Consider the following 17406-nt stretch of genomic DNA (forward strand, 5'->3'; position numbering starts at 1 on the left):
GAAATCGGCCGGACCGCTTTCAGCCGTCGATTTCATATTCGCGGATAAAGTCCATATCGGGCTCAACGCCCAGTCCAGGGCCCGTTGGAATGGCAACTCTGCCGTTGTTTCGGGCGACTTGTCCTTGAATATCCAAAGGGTCCGCGAGCAGGTGGTCCCGGAATCGATTTTCCGTTGTGTCGAATTCCAGCATCGGCTCCCACGGGTGCAGCCCACCTGGCATCGGTGGCATCGCGGCAAGGAGTTGCAGGTTGGTAGCCACCGCAATTGCGCTGCCCCAGACATGGTTTACGACCGGTGTGAAATGCGCATGGCAGAGGGCAAGAACACGTAAGTATTCGGTGATCCCGCCCAGTGCGCAGACCTCGGGTTGCGCGATGTCCAAGCCACGGTTTTCCAGAATACCGCGCCATCCCCAGCGATTGAACTCGGCTTCGCCACCCGAAATGTTCACTTTGAGACCGGCGCGTAATTCTCGGTACCCGTCCAGATCTTCCGGGGCGACCGGTTCTTCGAACCAATAGGCCCCCATCTCGTCGAGGGCGCGGCCTACGTAGAATGCGTCAGATGTTGTGTAACAGTGGTTGGCATCCACCATGAACCGCGCATCGCCAACGGCATCGGCGACGGCCTGACACAATCGCACATCGTCACGTGGGCCTAGTCCGGTTTTCATCTTGGTAGCGGAAAATCCCATACCTATAATTTTTGCCGCCTCATCGGCAAATCGGGCAACATGATCATCAACACTTTCGCGTTTTAGCATCATGCCATAACCATAGGCCGCAACATCGCTGCGATGCGCCCCGCCGATCAGTTTGTGAATAGGTTGGCCCGTGACCTTGCCCGCAATGTCCCAAAGCGCAATGTCGACCCCGGACAGTGACTGCAAAGGCATCCCTTTTTGCCCATGGTCGCGAAGCAGATTGTAAACCTTATGCCAAATCACATCGCGATCCATCGGGTCCATCCCAAGGACCATAGGCTGAATGACCTTTTCAACGATCGTCTTGTTGGCCAAAGCAACATTGCCTGGCCCAAAGCATTCGCCCCATCCCGTCACACCATCGTCGGTTTGAACCTCAACCAGATGCGCCGTGCGTTTGGCATAGTACTGCTGTGAATAGCCCAATTCCTCGGGCATATCGCATTGCAACACATGGCTTCGGATCGCAGTAATTTTCATGGTCTTGTCAGCCTTCTGGCATGATGAGCGGGTCGCGCAGTTTTTTGCGCGGAGAATCAATCGGGTAGAGCATCCGCCGGCACCAGACTGTCGGGCATGTTCTGGTAACACACCGGACGCAAGAACCGCCGGATTGCCATTGTCCCTACAGAGGTATGGCCAAAGTTTGTCGAGGCCGGATAGGGGCCGCCGTGCACCATAGCCTCAGCCACTTCGACGCCAGTTGGAAAACCATTAGCTAAGACCCGTCCGGCCTTGCGTTCCAGAATGGGCATCAAGCCCTGTGCCTGTGAAACGTCACCATCATCCATCTGCAAGGTACAAGTCAGCTGCCCTTCCAGCGCGGATGCGATCTCCGCCATTTGCTCGGCATTGTCTGCGCGCACGATCAGTCCAAGAGGCCCAAATACCTCGTGTGACAAGCCGGGGTTCGCCAGAAAGTCATCCCCCGACACCTGATAGATATTTCCCGCCGCCGAACGGTCACCAGCAGCATGCGAAACCAACGCCTCGACACCGTTCTCGGCTTCGGTTTGGGCGACACCCTTGGCATAGGCCTCAGCTATTCCAGAAGTCAGCATTGTCTGCGGACCCGCATTTTCCATCGCCTTACTGGCGGCCTGAACGAACAAATCACAATCCGGGCCATCCAGCGCGATGACGACACCCGGGTTTGTACAGAATTGACCCGCCCCCATTGTCAACGAGGCAACCCAGCCCTCTGCAATCTGTTGAGCGCGGGATGCCATCGCAGCGGGCATCAGGAACACTGGGTTTATGCTGCCAAGTTCGCCAAAGAACGGGATAGGGACCGGGCGTGCTGCGCAAAGATCATAGAGCGCGCGTCCACCACGCAGAGATCCGGTAAAGCCCACAGCGCAGATCAACGGATGCTGCACAAGTGCTTGTCCGACCTCCAAGGTGCCTCCCTGAACAAAAGAAAACACACCCGCTGGCATGTTGCAGGCCTGAACAGCCGCTGAAATTGCGTCAGCGATGATTTCGCCCGTTCCGGGATGGGCCGGGTGGCCTTTGACGACCACCGGGCAGCCAGCGGCCAAGGCTGAGGCGGTGTCTCCGCCTGCCGTCGAAAACGCCAAAGGGAAGTTGGACGCACCAAACACGGCGACGGGCCCAATCGGGCGCTGCACCATCTTGAGATCGGGACGCGGTAAGGGCGCACGGTCCGGCAATGCTTCATCGTGACGTTGATCCAGATAGGCGCCATCTCGGATGTGCGATGCAAACAGGCGCAGTTGCCCGCAGGTCCGGCCACGCTCACCTTCGAGCCGGGCTGCAGGCAAGCCGGTTTCAGCCGTTCCAATTGCCGTGATCTGCGCCCCCCGGACGTCGATTTCCTCGGCAATTTTTTCGAGGAACGTTGCGCGCGCTTCGCGTGAGGTTTCAGCATAGGCCAGAAATGCAGTTTCGGCCGCCTTACACGCGGCATCGACATGGGCCGGTGTGCCATGGCTGAACCGTTGTGCTGCACCCTCTACCGGCGCATTCTCAAAATTTTCGCTGCCAGCTACCCATTCCCCTGCAATGAGGTGTTTGCCATGCGCCTTGTAGCCATCTGTCATCGGATTGTTCCTTGGGTGTTTCAGCGTTCCGCATCATACGACCGCCAACGCCCAAAGAATGCAAGTGCAACGAAAATGGCCCGCGTCGCGCGGACAGCGGGCCATCATTCGTTCGGCGTAGAACGGAACTAGAAATCCAGGTTTTCCACGCTCAGCGCATTCTGTTGGATAAACTCACGGCGCGGTTCAACCACATCGCCCATCAATTTGGTAAACAGATCATCTGCTTCGGCCATGTCGTTGATTTCCACACGCAGCAATGTGCGCGCATCCGGATCCAAGGTTGTTTCCCAGAGCTGACCGGGGTTCATTTCGCCCAGTCCCTTGTAGCGCTGAAGGCTGAGGCCTTTTTCACCTTCTTCCAGAATCGCGCTAAGCAGTTCCAGCGGACCATGGATCATCTGCCGACGGTCCTTGCGCTCCAGTGTTGCGGGCAAGCCGTATACCGACTGCAGGCTCTGCGTGAAGCTGCCCGTTTTGCGTGCCTCACCCGAGCGAAGCATAGGCCCATCCAGCGTGCGGACTTCTTCGACACCGCGCAGGATACGGGCCAGACGAATGCCTTTGTCCTGCGTGATCCGGCCAGTCCAGCCGCGTTCATATTCCAGGGCGACCAGATCCAGCCGCGCAGCAACTTTGTCTGCCACGCCCTGAAGATCAGCATCAACAGCACCCGGAACGAAACCACCGGCAATGGCCGCCTGTTCGAGGATATGTCGTGGGTAGTGCGTCGGGAAAGCATCCAGAACGCGTTTCAGCTGACGCGCTTCCTCGACCACTCGGACCAGATCCTGACCCATGATGACTTCGCCATTGCCCTGCTTGAGCTGCGCACCGTCCACGCCCTGCTGAATCAGGTAGTCATCCAAGGCGCCCTGGTCTTTCAGGTACACTTCGGATTTGCCACGCGCCACTTTGTAGAGCGGTGGTTGCGCAATGTAGAGATAGCCACCTTCGATAAGCTCAGGCATCTGGCGATAGAAGAACGTCAGCAGCAATGTGCGAATATGCGCTCCATCGACGTCCGCATCAGTCATCAGGATAATCTTGTGATACCGCAGCTTGCTGACATCAAATTCGTCACGGCCAATACCGGTGCCCAGCGCCATGACGAGATTGCCGATTTCCTGACTGGCCAGCATCCGATCAAACCGCGCGCGTTCGACATTCAGGATCTTACCCTTGAGCGGCAGGATCGCCTGTGTCGCCCGGTTGCGCCCGGTCTGCGCAGAACCGCCAGCCGAGTCACCCTCGACGATGAACAGTTCGGTTTTGGACGGATCTTTTTCGGAACAGTCCTTCAGCTTGCCCGCAAGGAAATTCACATCCATCGGGTTCTTGCGGCGCGTCAGCTCGCGGGCTTTGCGTGCTGCTTCTCTTGCAAGCGCGGCCTCGATGATCTTGCCAACGATGATCTTTGCCTCGTTAGGGTTTTCCTCAAACCACTCGGACAGCTTTTCGTTCACAAGGCTTTCCACCGCGGGCCGAACCTCGGAAGACACCAGTTTGTCTTTGGTCTGGCTGGAGAACTTAGGGTCAGGCACCTTGACCGACAAAACACAGGTCAAACCTTCGCGTGCATCGTCACCGGTGAAGCTGACTTTTTCCTTTTTGCCGATCCCCTTTTCAGCAGCGTATTTCTGAACACTTCGGGTCAACGCAGCCCGGAAGCCAGCCATGTGAGTGCCGCCATCGCGCTGTGGAATGTTGTTGGTAAAGGGCAGGACATTCTCGTGGTAGCTGTCGTTCCACCACATGGCAACTTCGACGCCGATGTCGTCCTTTTCGCCTTCCATGAAAATCGGATCAGGCATGACAGACTGCTTGGAGCGGTCGAGGTATTTCACGAATTCCTTAACGCCGCCTTCAAAGAACAGTTCGGTTTTCAGGGGCTCAGCCGGCCGTTCATCTTCGAGGATGATGCGGACGCCAGAATTCAGGAAGGCCAGTTCGCGCAGGCGTTTTTCCAAGGTTTCGAAACTGTATTCGAGATTGGAAAACGTGTCAGTCGATGCCAGGAAACGAACCTCTGTTCCGGTTTCACCACCGGCATCGCCAACTTCGCGCAAATGCTCTGTCGTCTCACCGTGCTCGAACTTCGCATAGTGTTCTTTGCCGTTGCGCCAGATTCGCAGCTCAAGCCAGACGGAAAGAGCGTTTACGACCGATACGCCCACGCCATGGAGGCCGCCGGAGACCTTGTATGAATTGCTGTCAAACTTACCGCCTGCGTGCAGTTGGGTCATAATGACCTCGGCTGCGCTGACGCCCTCTTCTTGATGCAAGTCGACCGGAATACCACGACCGTTGTCGCGCACTGAAACGCTGGAATCGGCGTGGATTTTCACATGAACATAGTCCGCGTGCTTGGCCAGCGCCTCGTCGATGCCGTTGTCCACGACTTCGTAAACCATGTGGTGCAGACCAGAACCATCGTCAGTGTCACCGATATACATACCGGGACGCTTTCGAACAGCCTCCAAGCCTTTGAGAACCTTGATAGAATCCGCGCCGTATTCTTCGGGGGTGCCTGCGGTATCGGACATGCCGTGATCCTTGTTTATTTTGCCACGATTTATAGCGGTTTGACCCGGATATGTCACGTCTCAGACACAATATTTAGGGGTTTTCTGACAAGCGTTGCACAGGCCGACCGGGCTACATCATCTGGCCTAACAAATCGACCGTACCTTTGCTGGGCCAAGAGCGCTGTCTCAGCTGCTTGATCATCAGAAACTCGTTGGATTCCGTCACGGATTCACCTGTTTTAGAACCCATCATCACAGTGTGGCGGATTGGATTCGAAACCGACACAAAACCCGCCCGATCATAAAGCTTGCGACGACCAAACAGCATCGCAAAATCGGCGCGTGGCGCCGCCGCCAAAGCCTGGTCGATCAATTTGGTCGCAATACCTTGTCGACGATATTTTGGGCCCGTTGCGACATCTCCGATCCCAAGGACATTGGACAATGTGCCGTCTAAGCGAACAGCCCGGTAGAACACCCCAACATGCGCAACAATCCGGGTGTCTCGCCAAATCAAACGACAATGGGGACGCTGTTGAAAGAAACTCCGCCCGTCGTATTCGGAAGGAAAGCAATCTTCCAAGAGCCGCGCAATCTGGTCTTCATCCGATCCGCTCAGATCCTGCTCGTGGATCATCTCAAGCATTTTTCTGCACCTGAGACTGACCTTCTTGTTCCGTTACTTCGATGTATTGCGCGCGTGATCCCAAATCATCAAACAACTCGGGGCCCGTACCTGTCATCCACGCCTGTGCGCCCAGCGCGCAGATCTCGTCGTAAAGGGCGGCCCGGCGTCCGGCATCGAGATGTGCGGCCACTTCGTCCAAAAGCACCAGAGGCGGCGCACCCGTATCTTGGGCCAGCGCACGCGCATTTGCGAGGATCAAGGAAATCAGAAGCGCTTTTTGCTCACCTGTCGAACAATCAGAGGCAGGCACACCCTTAGCCGCAAAAGTTCCATAAAGGTCAATCCGGTGCGGTCCCGCCAATGTCCGCCCAGCGGCCATGTCACGTGCGCGGCCTTCGGATAGAGAGACCCGCAAATCTTCTTCTGTGGCCGGTAGATCGACCTCAGGGTGGGTGATGACCAGATCGGCCGCAGGAAACTGTGTCTCGGCCCCCTTCTGCGCGGCCGCTATCCGCTTCAGAGCGGCGTCGCGATTGCTGGTCAGGATCGCCCCGGCGCGGGCCATTTGGGTCTCAAGAGCGCCGTACCAATGCGCGTCGCGTACTTGCTCCTTGAGCAAGCGGTTCCGCTCGCGCATGGCCTTGTCATAGTCCAAGGCAGCCTGCGCATGTTCGGGGAAGAATGACAACGTCACACGATCCAGAAAACGGCGACGTCCCTCAGCGCCCTCGATCCACAGCCGGTCCATGGCAGGCACCAGCCACACAACACGAGCCAACCGTCCAAGTGCGACCTGAGAGGCGCTCTTACCATCGACCTGAACCTGCCGCGCCGCGCCAGCGTCTGACTGAAACGTTATCTCATGCGGGCCGTCGTGCGTTTCCAGAGTGCCGCTGATTTTCCAGCCCAGCGCTTCGGGCCTGCGTGTCATATCCTGAGCGGAACTTCGGCGCAGACCGCGCCCCGGTGAAAACAGCGACACGGCTTCGATCAGGTTTGTCTTTCCCGCGCCATTGGGCCCGTAAATGGCCACTGGGCGCGCATCCATTTCCATCCGCACGAGCAGGTGGGAGCGGAAATGCGAAAGGGTGAGGCCTGTCAAATACACCTCACCCTCCTGCGTATTCTCTAGTCACATACGCGAACAATCGACCTGTCTGTTTTCGGCAGCAGATCAAACGCGCATCGGCATCACGACATAAACTGCGCTGGTGTCATTTCCTTCGCGCATCAATGTCGGATCACCGGACGAATTGAACATGAAGACCGCGTTTTCGCGATCAACCTGGCTGGCGATTTCCAGAAGGTACTTGGCGTTGAAGCCAATCTCCAGACGTTCATCGCCGTAAGCTACGGCCAGTTCTTCTTCGGCGGCACCGCTGTCTGGCGCGTTCACCGACAGGATCAACCGGTCTTCGTCCAGCTGCAATTTGACAGCGCGGGACCGTTCAGAGGAAACGGTGGCAACCCGGTCGACCGCTTTGGCAAATTCAGACGCATCCACTTCCAGTTTGCGGGTGTTTCCTTGTGGAATGACGCGTGTGTAATCAGGGAACGTTCCGTCGATCACCTTGGATGTCAGCGTGATGTCAGGGGTCGCAAAGCGGACTTTGGTTTCCGAAACGGATACGGCGATATCCATATCATCGTCGTCCAAAAGCTTGCGAAGCTCGCCCACGGTCTTCCGTGGAACGATCACACCGGGCATATCCTCAGCGCCACTGGGCAGATCAGAATCGATCCGCGCAAGGCGGTGACCGTCGGTTGCCACGCAGCGCAGCATCTTGCCGCCATCGGCATCAGCAACATGCATGTAGACACCGTTCAGGTAGTAGCGGGTTTCTTCGGTTGAGATTGCGAATTTCGACTTGTCGAACAGGCGCCGCAGAACAGATGCCTTGGCACTGAAGTTGGTCGTGTACTCAGACGAGGCCATGACCGGGAAATCTTCTTTGGGCAGCGTCGCAAGATTGAAGTTGGAGCGCCCTGCCGCCACCGTCAGCCGGCCCGCGGCACTGTCTTCGGACAGCTGAACCAATGCGCCGTCGGGCAATTTGCGCACGATTTCATGCAAGGTGACCGCAGACACTGTTGTCCCGCCCGCTCGCTCCACTTGTGCGGGCGCCTTGTCCAGCACTTCGATATCCAGATCGGTCGCACGGAAGGTCACGCTGTCGCCTTCGGCTTCGATCAAGACATTTGCGAGGATCGGAATGGTGTTCCGACGCTCGACCACCGATTGCGCTTGTGCCACGGCACGCAAAAGCGTTGCCCGTTCAATGCTGATTTTCATCGCCCTACCCTCTCGCATGGCCAACGGCCGGAGTGGCACACTAGCCGTATGCTGCGCCCACTCCAAGTCTGTTTTGGCGATTTTTTGGTCTGTTTACCTGCCCGGTCAAGGCTAATGCACGGCTGTGACGCTGCACGCACGTGACTGTGCCAAAACCGACTCAGGCTTCCAGTGCGCGTCGCAGCATTTCGACATCTTCGTCGATCTGATTGTCTTGCTGCCGCAACTCTTCGATCCGGCGCACACCGTGCATGACCGTCGTGTGATCCCGGCCACCAAAGCGGCGTCCGATTTCAGGCAACGAACGGCTGGTCAACTGCTTGCAAAGGTACATCGCGACCTGGCGGGGGCGGGCAAAGTTGCGAACCCGCTTTGGGCCAATCATGTCGGACAAGCGAATGTTGTAGTGCTCCGCGACTTTGCGCTGGATTTCGTCAATCGAGATTTTGCGTTCGGACGCGCGCAGAACATCGGCCAGACTGTCATGAACAAGGTCCATGTTGATAGGCTTGCCAACGAGCGAAGCAAAGGCGAACAGGCGTGTCAGCGCCCCTTCAAGCACGCGCACATTGGTGCTGATGCGGTGCGCAAGGTATTCCAGAACACCTTCGTCGATTTCCAGACCGGGATAGTGGCCCCGATAGGTTTCGACCTTGGACTGGAGAATGCCAAGACGCAATTCGTAGTCAGTCGGATGAAGATCAACCACCAACCCGGATTGCAAGCGAGACCGAATACGGTTTTCGAGATCCTTGATTTCGTCAGGCGCACGGTCTGCCGAGATAATGATCTGCTTGTTCTGATCCACGAGCGCGTTGAAAGTGTGAAAGAACTCTTCCTGCGTGCTGTCCTTGCCGGCGATGAACTGCACGTCATCGACCATCAGAATATCGACCGAGCGGAACATCTCTTTGAAGTCCAGCATTTTGCGTTCACGCAGTGCCTGAACAAAGCGGTACATGAACTGTTCCGCAGAGAGGTAGAGAACCGTCAGCTGTGGATTGCGGTTCCGCAATTCCCACGCGATTGCATGCATAAGGTGCGTTTTACCCAGCCCTACGCCACCGTAGAGGAACAGGGGATTAAACGTGACAGCGCCACCCTCGGCAACGCGCTTGGCTGCGGCATGCGCCAGTTCGTTAGGCTTGCCGACGACAAAGGTGTCGAATGTGAAACGTGCGTCCAACGGCGCGCCAGGCAGGTCGCCTGCGGGTTGGGCAGGTTTTGCTTCGGCCGGTTTGGGCGTTTCAGCGGCTGAACGGGAGGGGGCTGCGGCATCGTTCGCGACTTCAAAGGACAGGCGCCGCACGGAACGATCAATGAGAGATACCTGCGCCAGGAGCAAGTCACCAAAATTCTGAGACACGTAAGTGCCAAAAAAGTTCGTCGGAGCGCCCAGTACCAAGACACCGTCTTGGTTAACGCCAACAAACTGCAGTGGTTCGATCCACGTTTTGTAATTGTTCTGCCCTACTGTCTCGATCAGCTTCTGCTGCAGCGCGCCCCATTGGTCTTTTGTCATTTGTCCCATTCCAAGTTTCGCCGTGTTTTCACTGGCCCATCCCCGATGCCGGCCACTACGTTAGGGACAAAACAACTTGTGCCTTGAAACGTATCGAATCAAAGCCTGTGCCTGACGTTTCCGCAACGCGCCGTTTCCCCAAACGACGTTTCCATGAAACGACAAATCGTTTTGTATTTATTGGATACGGCAACCGTTGAATGTTGACCGTAGATCTACAGGTGCAGATCCAGTGCCGTCAGTTTCGCAACGCCCGGTTGTTGCCCGGAATCATTGAAGCGAACCTGAGTGACTGTCCCCCCACGAGGTGACTCGCAGGATGAAAATACCAACCCACTGGGCGCCCCGGCAACCGAAACTACCGCTTGACAGAAGAGTCTTTGCGAAAGAATCTCTGGCGTCAGAGATGTTGCAGAACCAACAAAAAAAGGCACCACATGTAGTGGTGCCTTTTTGCTGTTCCACCAAATGAAACAGGCTTAACCGATGGCTTTAACCCGCGCGGACAGACGCGACATTTTGCGGGCAGCCGTATTTTTGTGGAAAACGCCCTTGGTGACGCCGCGCATCAGCTCTGGCTGAGCTTCACGAAGAGCGGCCATTGCTGCTTCCTTGTCGCCGGAGGCGATAGCTTCTTCGACTTTGCGCAGATGTGTACGAATACGCGAGCGGCGTGCTTTATTGATCGCAAAACGTTTTTCGTTCTGACGTGCGCGTTTCTTTGCCTGGGGCGAATTTGCCATGATGATCGTTCCTTCGAGTCTCGTGTGTTTCTATGCGTAACGCCGCAAAGACCCGAAACTCCTGATCGGACCGATTCTTGCCTTAGCGGGCATCACGCGCATGTTCTGAGGCCGCGCTATAGACCAAGCGCGCCGATTTGGGAAGCCCCATCAAAGGGACAACCCTGATGTATTGAATTCAGGTGTCTACCGATCGCGGAACTGCGCTGTGCGCTTTTCCATGAAAGCCGCCATGCCTTCTTTCTGATCTTCAGTATTGAACATCGCGTGGAACAAGCGGCGCTCGTAAAGAAGCCCCTCTGACAGCGGCGTCTCATAGGCGCGGTTCACTGCTTCTTTGACGGCAATGGAAGACATCAGGCTCTTCTCGGCAATCTTCTGCGCCGTGCTCTGAACTTCGTCCATCAGCGACTTGGCTGGAACAACGCGACTGACCAATCCAGCACGCTCTGCTTCTTCCGCGTCCATGAAACGACCGGTCAGGTTCATTTCCATGGCCTTGGACTTGCCAACATAACGGGTCAGCCGCTGCGTGCCACCCAAGCCCGGCATAACGCCAAGATTGATCTCCGGTTGTCCGAACTTTGCCGTGTCAGCAGCAATGATGAAATCACACATCATGGCCAATTCGCATCCACCGCCGAGCGCATAGCCCGCCACCGCGGCTATGATAGGCTTGCGAGTGCTGATGATTGCGTTGCCTTCTCCACCAAAGAAGTCGGACATGAACATGTCGACATAGCTTTTGTCGGACATTTCTTTGATATCCGCACCGGCGGCGAAAGCCTTGGCCGATCCGGTGATGATGATGCAACGCACCTTTTCATTCTTGTCACAATCCGCAAGCGCGACTGACAACTCACCCAGCAGGTGTGAATTGAGCGCATTGAGCGCGTCAGGGCGATTGAGTTTGATGGTTGCGACGTGGTCTTCTACTTCGACGATGATCGTCTCATAGGCCATGACTGCGGGCTCCGGTCCGTTAACGTCAGTCGCCAAGCCTTATCATCTAATTTGCGCGTTTCAAGCTATCTTTGGCAGGACGGACAATAGAAAGTCGACCGGCCGGATTGTACGATCCGATGAATGGTCTGACCGCATTCGGCCACTTTGCAGGGTTCGCCTTCGCGTCCGTAGACGTCAAAGCTGTGCTGAAAATATCCAAGTTCGCCATCGGCTTGGCGGAAATCCCGCAGGCTGGACCCACCCGCTTCAATCGCGGTTTCCAGAACCTCGCGAATGATCGGCACCAGGGTCTCTACCCGGCTTTTTGAGATCCGCCCCGCCTTTCTGGCCGGGTGAATGCCGCTGCGGAACAAAGCTTCACAAACATAGATATTGCCCAATCCGGCGACGATTTTCTGATCAAGAAGCGCTGATTTAATGGGCATGTTCCGCGAATCCAGCGCCCCAACCAAATGGGATTCGGTAAAAGAGTTCCCGAGCGGTTCAGGCCCGATACTGGCCAATAGCTTGTGGGCTTCGGCGGTGGCGGTATCCAACAAGTCCATCGCTCCGAAACGGCGCGGATCGTTAAAGGTGATGCGGGCACCGTTGTCCATGTTCAGAACCACATGATCATGCTTTTCAGGCGCGGGGTGATCATGAACAAACCGGCCCAAAGGATCACCAGACACCAGCATCCGTCCGGACATCCCCAAATGCACGAGCAAGGTTTCGCCCCGATCGAGATCCGCGAGGATGTATTTGGATCGCCGGCGCAGTTGCAAAACACGCGCGCCTGTCAACCGTTCGGACATCCGTTCGGGAAATGGCCAGCGCAAGTCGGGACGGTAGATTTGGGCCTGTGCAATAACGGCCCCTTCCATGACTGGGGCCAGTCCGCGACGGACGGTTTCAACCTCGGGCAGTTCGGGCATCTGAATTCCTGTCAGGCAAACGCGTTGCTGGCAGGTAGGTCTAGAGTGCCCATTCTCCAGTGGCAATCTCTGTACTGCGGTTGATCCGCAAGGCAGCCAACAAGAAATCCTTCAGGATGCCGTGCCCTTCCACATATCTGAAAATATACGCGGTCTTGCCGTCCTGAAATTCGAGCCGGTAGCCACCTGAGCTGTCTTGCTCCACATTGAATAGCTGCGACAGGTCATGACTGCGTTCGCGCAGGAACCAGTCGATCCAGACGATTTCGCTGTCATATATCTGCAGTCGAAAGATCAGAACGTAACTGACAAAATACAAGCACGCCCCAAGGAAGATCACAAAATAGAACATGTCCATCGGGCTTGAAAACCCAAGGATCATCATCTGGTAAACCAACAAGCCGATCAGGGCGATTGTCACGGTTTTCATGCCTAACGTGCATCGAAACGTCAGAACGCCATCCTGCTCAATGGCCCGGTCTTTTCCTGCTTTGGCGATAATGTGAACCAAACGCTGTTCAAAACCGCTGCCATTCCCTCTGTCGTTGTTGGGGTTTAGATCTGCGAAACCCACCAGTTTGCGGAACAGCCGAAAGCGCATGAAGGGTATGTAGATCACAAGGGCTATCGCGATCAGTTGCAAAAACATAAGAGAATTCGACATCAATCCAACCTTTACATTAGTGCCTTTGTAACTCGGCCAGAAATTCGGCTTCAGTTGGGCACGAAAGGTTCTATTCAGCGGCCATTGATGCTGAGCGTTTCCAGAATTATGCGCCTCAGCGTGTCATGGCCTTCGACATATCTTGGAATGAAAACGCTGGCCCCATCTTGGAAGTGTAGTTTGTAGCTGTCACCGAAATCTTCGGCACCCAAGAGAAAGGCCAGATCTTGCGATTTGTTGACAAATGAAAGATCGAGGTAGCGCAGGGTGCTGTCTTCGATTTCGACACGGAATGTCCAAATGTACATACCCAGCCAAATCAAACCACCATTGATCCCAAAGAAGGCGACCCAAGCCGCCGGAGTGTGCAGACCTTCATAGACCAACATGTAAAATATGACCGCAAAGCCGACCAGAAACCCGTATCTCCAGCCCGGGTTGGCCCGGAACACGAGTGCATCCCCATCTCTGGCAGCATGGCTTTCACCCAGAGAATAGATCGCTTCCACATATTTTTGCGGGTTGCCTACGGGCGAGACCACATCGGCGCCAGCCTTGAGAATGCGGTTTCCAGCCGGTTCCCGCTTGCGAATGTCCCAGCTTTCCTGAAGGCCAAAACCCTTGCGGGTTACGACAAGAAACGCGACGCCAATGGCAAGCAGCGAAATAAGCACGTCGCCGCTCAGAAGCGTTCGAAAGACATCGAGCACTATGAAAAGGGTTTCCATGGTGGGTCCTTTGCGCGCATTTGACAGTTTGTTCTTTGCACCACATCTCTTTAAGGACGAATTGGACTTCACTAAGGCTGGATCGGATCGCTCAGATGACCGACGCGAATGAAAAGACGACACATTTTGGGTTCACCGACGTTCCGGAGAGCGAAAAAGCCGGGAAAGTTCAGGGTGTTTTCAACTCTGTTGCCTCAAAATATGACGTCATGAATGACGCCATGTCGTTTGGCATTCATCGCATCTGGAAAGACGCGATGATGGATTGGCTTGCGCCGCGCCCCGGTCAGCGCTTGCTGGATGTGGCAGGCGGCACAGGTGACATTTCGTTTCGGTTCCTGAAACGCGCGGGCCGGGGGCATGCCACGGTGCTGGACCTTACGGAACCTATGCTGGTCGAGGGCCGCAAACGCGCCGAAGCGGATGCAATGGCCGACAGTCTGGACTGGGTTGTCGGCGACGCGATGAAGCTGCCCTTCGCTGACAACAGTTTTGACGTCTACACCATCTCATTCGGCATCCGAAACGTCACACGCCCTCAAGAAGCCCTGAACGAGGCCTATCGCGTGCTCCGCCCGGGCGGGCGTCTGATGGTTTTGGAGTTCAGCCAAATTCCAAACGACATGATGCAAAAGGTTTACGATCTGTATTCCTTCAACATCATCCCGCCGATGGGCCAGATGATTGCCGGAGACCGTGATAGTTACCAATACCTTGTCGAATCCATTCGAAAATTCCCGGACCAAGAGACATTTCTTGGGATGGTGCGGCAGGCCGGATTTGAGAACGCAAAATACCGGAATATGACGATGGGCGTCGCCTGTCTGCACTCCGGCTGGAAAATCTAGATGCGTGGTCCGCACAACATTTGGCGTCTGGTTCGCACGGGTGCAACGTTGGAACGCACCGGGGCGATGCGCGTTTTGCTGGATGCCTTCGAGGCGCCCGCACCTCTGCGCGTTGCCGCCCGGGTTCTCGGCTGGCCATTCAAATGGCTCGGACTCGAAGGCGATCCATCACTGCCACCGGCGGTACGCGCGCTTCAGGCTCTGGGACCGGCCTATATCAAATTTGGTCAAATCCTCAGCACCCGACCCGATGTTGTCGGGGATGAAATGGCGCAAGAGCTCCGTGTGCTGCAGGACAAACTGCCGCCCTTTTCCATATCGGTTGCCAAAAAAGCGATCGAAGAGGAATTGGAAACACCGGTCGATACACTGTTTTCCGACTTTTCAGAACCGGTGGCCGCGGCCTCGATCGCACAGGTCCACAAGGCTGTTCTGGCCGACACAGGCGAAACAGTTGCCGTCAAGGTTCTGCGGCCAGAGATCGAAAAAGCCTTTCGAAAAGACATCGACGCATTCTATCTGGCAGCCAGTTCCATTGAATTTCTATCGCCATCATCGCGACGCCTGCGGCCAACGGAAGTGATTTCGCATTTCGAGGGTGTTGTGCTCGGAGAACTGGATCTTCGGCTCGAAGCGGCGTCCGCCAGTGAGTTCCACGCCAATACAACAGAGGATGCCGGATTCCAGCTTCCGCAGGTCAAATGGCCCTACTCGGGCCGAGGTGTCATGACATTGGGCTGGGCCGAAGGTGTTCCGCTTGGCGACAATGACGCGCTGGACGCCGCAGGCCATGACCGTGAACAGCTGTCCGAGCGAGTACTTCAGCTGTTTCTGAACCATGCGTTGCGGGACGGTTTTTTTCACGCTGACATGCACCAGGGAAACCTGAAGGTCGCAGCAAACGGCGACATTATTGCCTATGATTTTGGAATCATGGGGCACATCGACGAGTACACGCGCCGCGTCTATGCCGAAATTCTCTATGGTTTTATTCGTCGTGACTACAAACGCGTTGCCGAAGTTCATTTCGAAGCAGGCTATGTGCCCGCGGATCGGGATGTGGATGAATTCGCCCGTGCTTTGCGCGCTGTCGGCGAGCCGATCTTTGGTATGGATGCAACACGTATCTCGATGGGCAAGTTGCTTGCCTATCTGTTCGAAGTGACCGAACGCTTCGGAATGGAAACACGGACCGAACTGATTTTGCTGCAACGCACAATGGTCGTGGTCGAAGGCGTTGCCCGTTCGCTTGATCCCAATATGAATATCTGGAAAGTTGCCCAGCCCGTCGTCGAGCAATACATCAAACAGTCGATCGGGCCCAAAGCGGCGCTCAATGACCTGGCGAAAACCGTGCGGGTCTTAGCGCGTTTCGGGCCTAGGTTGCCTACTCTGGTTGAGGCCGCGTTGATCCGTCAGGGTGATGCCAACGAAGCGCCAGCACGAAAACCGCGTCGCGAACGCTTGATGTGGCTTGTCGCGGGGGTTGTTCTGGGCGGATTGATTTCTGCTGCTGTCGTCGTTTTCGGCTGATCAAGAGCCCCGAAAGCGTCAGATCCATACACAATAAACAAAAAAGAAACGGCGGCTCAAAAGCCGCCGTCTCAAGATCTTTTTTCAGCGAACCGAAATTTAGTCGGTGCCGGACGACGCTGCGATCGCGATGATCACTGCGATGCCACCAATGATCGCCAGAGCAGGCAGACCGCCCGCGTCAGTGGTGATGAATGGGTCATTGGCTTGCTGAGCTGCGAGAGGTGCAGCTGCCACGGCTGCTGCTGCAGCAATGATAAGCTTTTTCATAATAGTCTCCAGACTGTACAGTTTAGGGTAAAGTACCCTGCGCGTGTTTGAACTTATACTGTCGTCAAACCCCTTTCAAACATGAATTTTGTCGTGTTCGTCGGATCGAGCAATTCAGACGGAGCGAAGCGGCAAATTCGCAACATTTTTTTGCTTTTGGCTTTTGACGCACCGTTTTGATTGAGCGAGTGATTCATTTTTTTACTGTTTTACAGTGCTTTATGGCCGAAAATTTTGGCATGCTGCCTCCGTTGGCTTGGTGCAAAAATTCTAGGCAGGACTTCGCGCAACATCGCGGTTTTCTGAAGAATTGCCTAGTTTGCGTGTCTTAGGCCGGTGATCAGACTCTGCGGCAATTCGCTTCCGTCTGACAATCGAACCAATGTAACGCCTTCATCGCTCCTGACTTCGTTGATTCGAGAATACACTTGCGCGAGCTGACTGCCGACCAAGGTTTCGTCGTTAAAACTATCAATCTCGAACCGGTAAACCCCCGCCGGAAGCAGATCACCGTTGTCATCGCCGCCCGCCCAAATGACCGACTCCTGGCCTTGCGGAATGTCGAAACGCTGAATCACTGCGCCGCTTTCGTCACGCACAACCAGTTCAGCCCTGTTGGCGCCTTCGGCCAGTTCGGGCCGGATGGAAATCGGGCCGGATTGATCAAAATAAACCGGAGCGCGTGCCAGTGCCTCCATGCCGATCAACCCGGACATATTCTGCAATGAACTTCCCCCAAGCGTTTCGGCCATGGATCTAAGTAGATCGTTGGTCAGCACTTGCTGCTCTACCGATGAAAACGTCGCGAGCTGCGTCGCGTAGTCTGTCGAATCTACCGGATTCAAAGGGTCCTGATTTTGGACCTGGACCGTCAGCATCTTTAGGAAAGTTTCAAAATCCGAGCTAAGCGCATCGGACCCCGACGCTTCGGTTGACCCTGAAAACTGAGTTGAGCCTCCCGCAATCGAGGGCGTTGAGACCAGCGTTTCTACCATGGAGT

The 17406-nt window shown here is 55.6% G+C and carries 16 protein-coding genes; 2 read left to right on the forward strand and 14 right to left on the reverse strand.

Annotated elements, in window-relative coordinates; translation table 11 throughout:
• Positions 1-19: 19 nt before the first annotated feature.
• The 12 genes from PFY00_RS01045 to PFY00_RS01100 form a co-directional block, all read right to left on the reverse strand.
• Complete coding sequence (locus tag PFY00_RS01045; RefSeq protein ID WP_271430662.1) at positions 20-1186, reverse strand: mandelate racemase/muconate lactonizing enzyme family protein; 1167 nt, start codon at positions 1184-1186, stop codon at positions 20-22.
• Between the two features lie 56 nt (positions 1187-1242).
• A complete protein-coding gene (locus tag PFY00_RS01050) occupies positions 1243-2769 on the reverse strand; it encodes an aldehyde dehydrogenase (NADP(+)) (protein WP_271430663.1) in 1527 nt (508 codons plus the stop codon).
• Between the two features lie 128 nt (positions 2770-2897).
• Entirely contained in the window at positions 2898-5315 is a 2418-nt protein-coding gene (gene gyrB, locus PFY00_RS01055; protein WP_271430664.1) for a DNA topoisomerase (ATP-hydrolyzing) subunit B, read from the reverse strand.
• Between the two features lie 112 nt (positions 5316-5427).
• Positions 5428-5943 carry a GNAT family N-acetyltransferase gene (locus tag PFY00_RS01060; RefSeq protein ID WP_271430665.1) on the reverse strand — a complete coding sequence of 172 codons (516 nt, stop codon included), beginning with the start codon at positions 5941-5943 and terminating at the stop codon, positions 5428-5430.
• Entirely contained in the window at positions 5936-7033 is a 1098-nt protein-coding gene (gene recF / locus PFY00_RS01065; protein WP_271430666.1) for a DNA replication/repair protein RecF, read from the reverse strand. The genes PFY00_RS01060 and recF overlap by 8 nt, the downstream gene beginning before the upstream one ends.
• Positions 7034-7099: 66 nt before the next feature.
• Positions 7100-8218 carry a DNA polymerase III subunit beta gene (gene dnaN, locus PFY00_RS01070; protein WP_271430667.1) on the reverse strand — a complete coding sequence of 373 codons (1119 nt, stop codon included), beginning with the start codon at positions 8216-8218 and terminating at the stop codon, positions 7100-7102.
• Between the two features lie 160 nt (positions 8219-8378).
• A complete protein-coding gene (dnaA, locus tag PFY00_RS01075) occupies positions 8379-9740 on the reverse strand; it encodes a chromosomal replication initiator protein DnaA (RefSeq protein WP_271430668.1) in 1362 nt (453 codons plus the stop codon).
• A gap of 479 nt (positions 9741-10219) precedes the next feature.
• Positions 10220-10483: a 30S ribosomal protein S20 gene (rpsT, locus tag PFY00_RS01080; protein ID WP_271430669.1), complete on the reverse strand. Its 264-nt coding sequence runs from the start codon at positions 10481-10483 to the stop codon at positions 10220-10222.
• 186 nt (positions 10484-10669) lie between these two features.
• Positions 10670-11446: an enoyl-CoA hydratase gene (locus PFY00_RS01085; protein ID WP_271430670.1), complete on the reverse strand. Its 777-nt coding sequence runs from the start codon at positions 11444-11446 to the stop codon at positions 10670-10672.
• A gap of 65 nt (positions 11447-11511) precedes the next feature.
• A complete protein-coding gene (gene mutM / locus PFY00_RS01090) occupies positions 11512-12363 on the reverse strand; it encodes a bifunctional DNA-formamidopyrimidine glycosylase/DNA-(apurinic or apyrimidinic site) lyase (protein WP_271430671.1) in 852 nt (283 codons plus the stop codon).
• 40 nt (positions 12364-12403) lie between these two features.
• Complete coding sequence (locus PFY00_RS01095) at positions 12404-13027, reverse strand: hypothetical protein (protein ID WP_271430672.1); 624 nt, start codon at positions 13025-13027, stop codon at positions 12404-12406.
• Between the two features lie 74 nt (positions 13028-13101).
• Positions 13102-13755, reverse strand: coding sequence for a hypothetical protein (locus PFY00_RS01100; protein ID WP_271430673.1), 654 nt, complete (start codon positions 13753-13755; stop codon positions 13102-13104).
• Positions 13756-13850: 95 nt separating this feature from the next.
• Here PFY00_RS01100 and ubiE point away from each other — a divergent pair, with 95 nt between their 5' ends.
• Positions 13851-14603 carry a bifunctional demethylmenaquinone methyltransferase/2-methoxy-6-polyprenyl-1,4-benzoquinol methylase UbiE gene (ubiE, locus tag PFY00_RS01105; RefSeq protein ID WP_271430674.1) on the forward strand — a complete coding sequence of 251 codons (753 nt, stop codon included), beginning with the start codon at positions 13851-13853 and terminating at the stop codon, positions 14601-14603.
• Positions 14604-16136, forward strand: a complete 1533-nt coding sequence (ubiB, locus tag PFY00_RS01110) for a 2-polyprenylphenol 6-hydroxylase (RefSeq protein WP_271430675.1) — start codon at positions 14604-14606, stop codon at positions 16134-16136.
• 99 nt (positions 16137-16235) lie between these two features.
• On the opposite strand, the gene PFY00_RS01115 is transcribed toward ubiB, so the two are convergent.
• Together PFY00_RS01115 and PFY00_RS01120 are read right to left on the reverse strand one after the other, a co-directional pair.
• The gene (locus tag PFY00_RS01115; RefSeq protein WP_271430676.1) at positions 16236-16406 is read right to left on the reverse strand and encodes a hypothetical protein; all 171 of its coding nucleotides are present in this window, start codon (positions 16404-16406) and stop codon (positions 16236-16238) included.
• A 314-nt stretch (positions 16407-16720) separates the two neighbouring features.
• Positions 16721-17401, reverse strand: a complete 681-nt coding sequence (locus PFY00_RS01120) for a flagellar hook capping FlgD N-terminal domain-containing protein (protein ID WP_271430677.1) — start codon at positions 17399-17401, stop codon at positions 16721-16723.
• Positions 17402-17406: the final 5 nt, after the last annotated feature.

This window comes from Thalassococcus lentus, assembly GCF_028023555.1.
Taxonomy (GTDB): domain Bacteria; phylum Pseudomonadota; class Alphaproteobacteria; order Rhodobacterales; family Rhodobacteraceae; genus Thalassococcus_A; species Thalassococcus_A lentus.